Source organism: Streptomyces mesophilus (assembly GCF_011044995.1).
In the GTDB taxonomy this organism is placed as follows: domain Bacteria; phylum Actinomycetota; class Actinomycetes; order Streptomycetales; family Streptomycetaceae; genus Streptomyces; species Streptomyces mesophilus.
Genome location: NZ_JAAKZW010000341.1, coordinates 1 through 6,126 on the forward strand (window position 1 = coordinate 1; position 6,126 = coordinate 6,126).

Annotated in this window: 4 protein-coding genes; 1 reads left to right on the forward strand and 3 read right to left on the reverse strand. The window is 70.8% G+C overall.

Annotated features, from left to right (window positions below; genetic code table 11):
• Positions 1-117: 117 nt before the first annotated feature.
• From G6045_RS38555 to G6045_RS38565, 3 genes are read right to left on the reverse strand one after another with little or no spacing between them, the layout of a single operon-like run.
• A complete protein-coding gene (locus G6045_RS38555; protein WP_165336907.1) occupies positions 118-1,161 on the reverse strand; it encodes a zinc-dependent alcohol dehydrogenase family protein in 1,044 nt (347 codons plus the stop codon).
• Positions 1,162-1,215: 54 nt separating this feature from the next.
• Complete coding sequence (locus tag G6045_RS38560) at positions 1,216-1,878, reverse strand: lysoplasmalogenase (protein ID WP_165336908.1); 663 nt, start codon at positions 1,876-1,878, stop codon at positions 1,216-1,218.
• Positions 1,875-2,795, reverse strand: a complete 921-nt coding sequence (locus tag G6045_RS38565; protein WP_165336909.1) for a sterol desaturase family protein — start codon at positions 2,793-2,795, stop codon at positions 1,875-1,877. Before G6045_RS38565 ends, G6045_RS38560 begins: the two co-directional genes overlap by 4 nt.
• A 146-nt stretch (positions 2,796-2,941) precedes the next feature.
• On the opposite strand from G6045_RS38565, the gene G6045_RS38570 reads away from it, so the two are divergent.
• The gene (locus G6045_RS38570) at positions 2,942-6,091 is read left to right on the forward strand and encodes an NACHT domain-containing protein (RefSeq protein ID WP_235968575.1); all 3,150 of its coding nucleotides are present in this window, start codon (positions 2,942-2,944) and stop codon (positions 6,089-6,091) included.
• The last annotated feature ends 35 nt before the right edge of the window (positions 6,092-6,126 follow it).

Genomic DNA, 6,126 nt, shown 5'->3' on the forward strand with positions numbered 1-6,126 from the left:
GGGGGTGACGGGGAGGGATTTTTTCCCCTACCCGCCCCTTCCCGAAACTGGGGCTTCGCCCCAGACCCCGCATCCGAACTTCGTTCGGATCTGCTCAAGCGCCGCAGGGGCTGAAAGCTAGAAGGCGACCAGTACCTTCAAAGCCGTGCGCGCGTCCATCGCCTTGTAGCCGTCCGGGACCTCGTCGAGGCCGACGGTGAGGTCGAAGACCGGGGACGGGTCGATCGTGCCGTCCAGTACGTCCGGGAGCAGCTCTGGGATGTACGTGCGCACGGGTGCGACACCGCCGCGCAGGGCGATGTTGCGGTCGAACATGACGCCGAGGTCGAGTCCGGTGCCGCTGCCGTGCGGGACGCCGACGAAGCCGATCGCGCCGCCGTCGCGGGTGATGTTCACGGCGGTGCTCATCGACTGCTCGGTGCCGACCGCCTCCACGACGCAGTGCGCACCTTGGCCCTTGGTGAGCGCCCGTACCGCCTCGACGGCCTCGTCGCCGCGCCCGGCGACCACGTCGGTGGCGCCGAACCGCAGGGCGATATCGGTACGGACCTGGTGGCGCCCGAGCGCGATGATCCGCTCGGCGCCGAGCCGCTTGGCGGCGAGCACCGCGCACAGACCGACGGCGCCGTCACCGACGACGGCGACGGTGGAGCCCTCGCGTACGCCGGCGCCGAGCACCGCGTGGTGACCGGTGCCCATGACGTCCGACAGCGTGAGGAGCGCGGTGAGCAGGTGGTCGTCGGAGGCGGCGTCGGCGGGCAGCTGCACGAGCGTGCCGTCGGCGTGCGGCACCCGCACGGCCTCGCCCTGGCCGCCGTCGTGCCCGACCGCGCCCCAGAAGCCGCCGTGCTCGCAGGACGTGGTCAGCCCCTCGGTGCAGTAGTCGCAGACGCCGTCGGACCACATGAACGGCGCGACGACCAGGTCACCGGCCTTGAACCCGCGCACGTCGGACCCGGTCTCCTCGACGATGCCGAGGAACTCGTGCCCGATCCGCTGCCCCTTCTGCCGCGCGGCCTCGCCGCGGTACGCCCACAGGTCGCTGCCGCAGATACAGGCCCGCAGCACACGGAGCACGGCATCGGTGGGCTGCTGGATCACTGGGTCCGGCACCTCCTCCACGCGCATGTCGTACGGGGCATGGATGGTGGTGGCGCGCATGGCGGTTTTTCCTTCTGCTCTACGGGGTGCTGCGGGTGCGTCCGCCCGCGGAGTTCAGACGGTGGCGCGGCTCTCACGGTACGCCGTGGCCTGCGCCTTCTGCGCGTCGAGGCCGGTCAGAACGCCCCTGACGAGGAGCGCCTGGGCCGCCGCGTAGGTGAGCATGATCCAGAAGTCGGGGCGCGGGAGCTGGGGCCAGTCGGCGATGCCGGTGGCGATCAGGGTGTCCGAGAGCAGGAACAGGGCGCCGCCGATTCCGGCGACCGCACCGAGCCGGGCGGCGCGGTAGGCCATGGCCGTGAGCAGCAGGCTGTACGCGACGACCGGGATGCGCAGCTCGGCGGGGAGATCACCCCACAGCAGGGGGAGGGTGGCGGCGAGGACCACGCTGTACGTGGCGAGCAGGAAGTGGGCGCGTTCGCCGCGCCGTCCGTACCGGGCGAAGAGCACCAGATAGCAGACGTGCCCGGCGGCGAAGCCGCCCATCCCTGCGAGGAAGGCCGCGTCGGCGTCGAACATCAGGAGCACATCGCCGCACCAGCCGAAGAACAGGGCGGCGATCAGGAGCCTCGGGGCCCCGCGCACCACCGCATAGGCGGCGAGCAGAGGCAGCAGCAGGGGCTTGCAGAGCGTGTGCCCGAGGTCCCAGCCGACGAGCAGGGACACGAGGTCCCCGGCCACGGCGGCGGCGAAGGCCCCCGCGAGGATCCGCCTCACGCCACACGCTCCGCGGCGGGCTCGGGAGCGGCGGGTTCGGCGGCGGGTCCGGTAGCGGCCGGCTCGCTTGCGGCGGGCCTGACGTCGGCCTCCGGGGACCAGCCGGGCCCGCGGAACAGCCGGCCGCCCCGCTCACGCCAGCTCCGCGCCGCCTTCAGGTCCTTGGCGATGGACACGTACTCGTGCGTGGCGACCTTCAGCGGGTTGTACGTCTCGATGTTCTTGGTCAGGCCGAAGACGCAGCGCTCGGTCTCGGGCACGAACGAGCCGAACATCCGGTCCCAGACGATCAGGATCCCGCCGAAGTTCCGGTCCAGATAGCCCCCTTGGGAGGCGTGGTGGACACGGTGGTGGGACGGGGTGTTGAAGACGAACTCGTACCACCGCGGCATCCGGTCGATGCGCTCGGTGTGGATCCAGAACTGGTAGACGAGGTTCGCCGAGGAGCAGAAGGCGAGCGCGGCCGGGTGCACACCGCAGGCGATCAGCGGCAGATAGAACGGCCAGGACGTGACGGAGGTCCAGGGCTGGCGCAGCGCCGTGGAGAGGTTGAACTTGCGGCTGGAGTGGTGGACCACGTGGCACGCCCACAGGATGCGGATGACGTGGTGGCCGCGGTGGGACCAGTAGTAGAAGAAGTCCTGCGCGAGCAGCATCAGCGGGACCGTCCACCACAGCACGGGCACGCGCGCGGGCGTGAGTTCGTACACGGCGGTGTAGATCGCGACGACCGGGATCTTCCACAGGAAGTCGAAGCCCAGGCTGCCGAGCCCCATGGTGATGCTGGTGGCGGCGTCCTTGGTCTCGTAGCCGGCGGCGTCCTCGTCAGGGTGCAGCCGGGTGCTGACGATCTCCACGATCGTGAGCAGCACGAAGGCGGGTATGGACCACAGCACCACATCGGGCAGGTTCGGCATGAGTGCACCGTAAGGGCGCTGGTCGGGGCTGGGCTAGAGGTAGTTACCGACAAGTATTACCGGGGGTAGGGGCCGCATTCTTGGCGGTGTCCGCCAACGCGCATACGATGCGGGGTCCACCCACGTGCGCGGCGGGAGGAACACCCTTGCAGGGACTGGACGTTGCTCTCGCCAGACTGGCCGGAACCGTCGTGTCGACGGTCGCCAAGTCGCTGCTCAGCCGGCCCCCGGGCGCCGGTCTCACCGGCGCACCCGTGCGCCGTCGGCCGCTCCCCGGCCAGCGGCCCGGCACCGCGGACACCGCGCGGCTCACCACCGTCCTGGCCGGACGCCTCTCCGCCGCCCACCCCGGCCTGCCCGCGCACGAACGGCTGGCCGCCGTCGACGCCGTACGCGACACCTTCACGGCCGCGGGGCCGATCGACCTCGACCGGGTGTTCGCCGCCCGCCTCGACCCCGAGCTGCTGCGCGCCGAACTGCCCCGCGTGGACGCCTCGTTGAGCGATCCGGCCCAGGCGCTCTTCGAGGAGCTGCTCCGCGTGTGCTGCGTGCACGCCGTGGAGCAGCTCAGCGCGGACCCCTCGTTCGCCGCGCGGGCGGCGGTGGAGCAGACCCGGCAGCTCGGGCGGACCAAGGATCTGGTGGAGGAGTTACGGGGGCCGCGCCCCGAGGCCGTGGCGCTCGCGTTCGAGCAGCGGTACGCGGACTTCGTGGCCGGGACGCACGGCAGACTGGAGCTGTTCGGGCTGACGCTCGGCGGCCCGGAACGTCAGCAGTGGCCGCTGGACACCGCGTACATATCGCTCTCGGTGAGCAGCGAGGACCCCTCGATCGCGCTGCAGGAGGGCCTGGGCGCACCACGCGCCACGGCGTCGAAGATCCGCACCGAGCAGGCCCTTGCGGCGAGCGGCCGCATCCTGCTCCGCGGACCTGCCGGTTCGGGCAAGTCCACGTTGGTCCAGTGGCTCGCGCTCAACGCGGCGCGGCGCACCTTCGCCCCCGAACTCGCCGACTGGAACCGGTGCGTGCCGTTCGTGCTGCGGCTGCGCTCGTTCACGGCGTCAGGGACGCTGCCGATGCCGGAGGAGTTCCTGAAGGCGGCGGGTGTTCCGCTGCATGGTTCGGCCCCGGCGAGCTGGGTGGCCGAACTCCTCACCAGCGGAAGGGCGTTGGTCCTGGTCGACGGTGTCGACGAGGTGCCGCTGCGGCTGCGCAAGCACACCGAGCAGTGGCTGCGCTCCCTGGTCGCGGCGTTTCCACTGGCCCGCTACGTGGTGACGGCCCGCCCCTCCGCCATCCCCGAGGACTGGCTGGCGGACCTCGACTTCACCCCGCATGAACTGCTGCCGATGGAGCGTGACGACATCCGCTCCTTCGTCGCGCACTGGCACACCTCGGCACGCGAGGCCTGCCCCGCCGACCGCGAACAGCTGGACACGTACGAGAGCGGCCTGATCACCGCCCTGACCATGCGCCGGGACCTCGGACGGATGGCCACCAATCCACTGATGTGCGCCCTGCTCTGCGCCCTGAACCGGGACCGGCGGATGCAACTGCCGCGGGCGCGCAAGGAGTTGTACGACGCCGCCCTGGAGATGCTGCTCGTCCGCCGGGACGCCGAGCGGGAGATCAGCTCGGTCGAGGGTGTGCTCCTCAACCGCGAGGAGCAGACGGTGCTCCTTCAGCGCCTCGCGTACTGGATGATCCGCAACGGGCAGCAGGAGGCGCCCCGTTCGGAGGTCGTCGAGATGATCGACGGCTGGCTGGAGGCCATGCCGCAGGTGCGGGCGCAGGGTGATGCCCGCCGGGTGTGCGCGCATCTGCTGATCCGCAGCGGGCTGCTGCGGGAGCCGGTGCCGGGCAGCGTGGCGTTCGTGCACCGCACGTTCCAGGACTACCTGGGCGCGAAGGCGGCCGTGGAGGCGCGGGACTTCGGGGCGCTGGTGCGCAACGCCCACGACGACACCTGGGATGACGTCGTACGGATGGCGGTGGGGCATGCGCGCGTGGAGGAGCGTGCGCGGCTGCTGCGGGGGTTGCTGAAGCGGGCCTCGCAGGTGAAGCGGCACCGCCATCGGCTGGTGCTGCTCGCGGCCGCGTCCCTGGAACATGCGCCGGAGCTGGATCCGGCGGTGCGGGCGGAGGTGGAGGACCGCACGGCGGAGCTGTTGCCGCCTCGGTCGGACGAAGAGGCCAAGCAGCTCGCCGACAAGGCGGGCAAGCTGGTGGTGGAGCTGCTGCCGGGGCCGTCGCCGGAGCTGGACGAGCAGAGTGCGGCGGCTGTCGTGCGGACGGCGCGGCTGGTGGGCGGAGATGCGGCGCTGAGCGTGATCGAGCGGTTCAAGGAGGACACCAGGTTTGACGTACAACAGGAGATCGGAATGGGCTGGAGCCATTTCGACACCCAGGACTACGTGGACGTCGTCCTCAGCCGGATGTCGTCGAGCAATGCCCACCTGTACGTCACCTCCCCCGCACAGACCAGCGCCCTGACGCAGCTCCGACACCTGCGGCAGGTGGCACTGGACGGCGACCAAGGTCTGCCGCCGCAGCTGGCGCACCTGGACCAGCTGGAATCGCTCACGGTCTACAGGAACAGCACACTGTCCGATCTGCGGCCGCTGCGAGATCTGCCGCGGCTGCGGCGCCTGAACCTCAGCCAGTGCCCCTCCGTCCACGACCTGTCCGCGCTGGCGGGCAGCGCTCTGGACAACTTGCACCTCACCGACCTGCCGCCCGACCTCTCCTTGGATCCGTTGCGCGAGATGCGCGACCTGACCCGGCTCGGCCTCAACTACCCCGTGCCGCTTCGCCGAGTGGGCGACCTGGAGACCGGCGAACAGCTCACCGCGCTCGGCCTGTTCGCGAACTCACCCCACATCAGCCTGCGCGGCCTGGACCGCTGGCCCCGGCTCACCTGGCTGTCGCTGGCCGGAAGCGGCCAGGTCACCGAGTTCACCTCCGGATACGCCCCGCCCGACTTGCAGACGCTGCAGATCCTGGACTCCCTCATCGACCCCGCCCATGTCGGGCGCCACCAGAATCTCACCGACCTGTGGCTCCTCCGCTGCGAGATCAGAGGTGGACTCGAACCGTTGCGGGAGCTGCCGCAGTTGCGGCGCCTGCGGTTCGCGGGCTGCACGGCCTTCGACGGCGATCCGCTCGACCTCGGACCCCTGGCCGGTCTCGACGAGCTCAAGATCACCGTCGAGGACGACACCCCCGTGCGCGGCAACCAGGAGATCCCCGAGGACAGGCTGGTACGGAGCAGGACGATGCAGGCCTACCTCATCTGACGGTCACCGCCTCACACCCCCGCCGCCCCCAACCA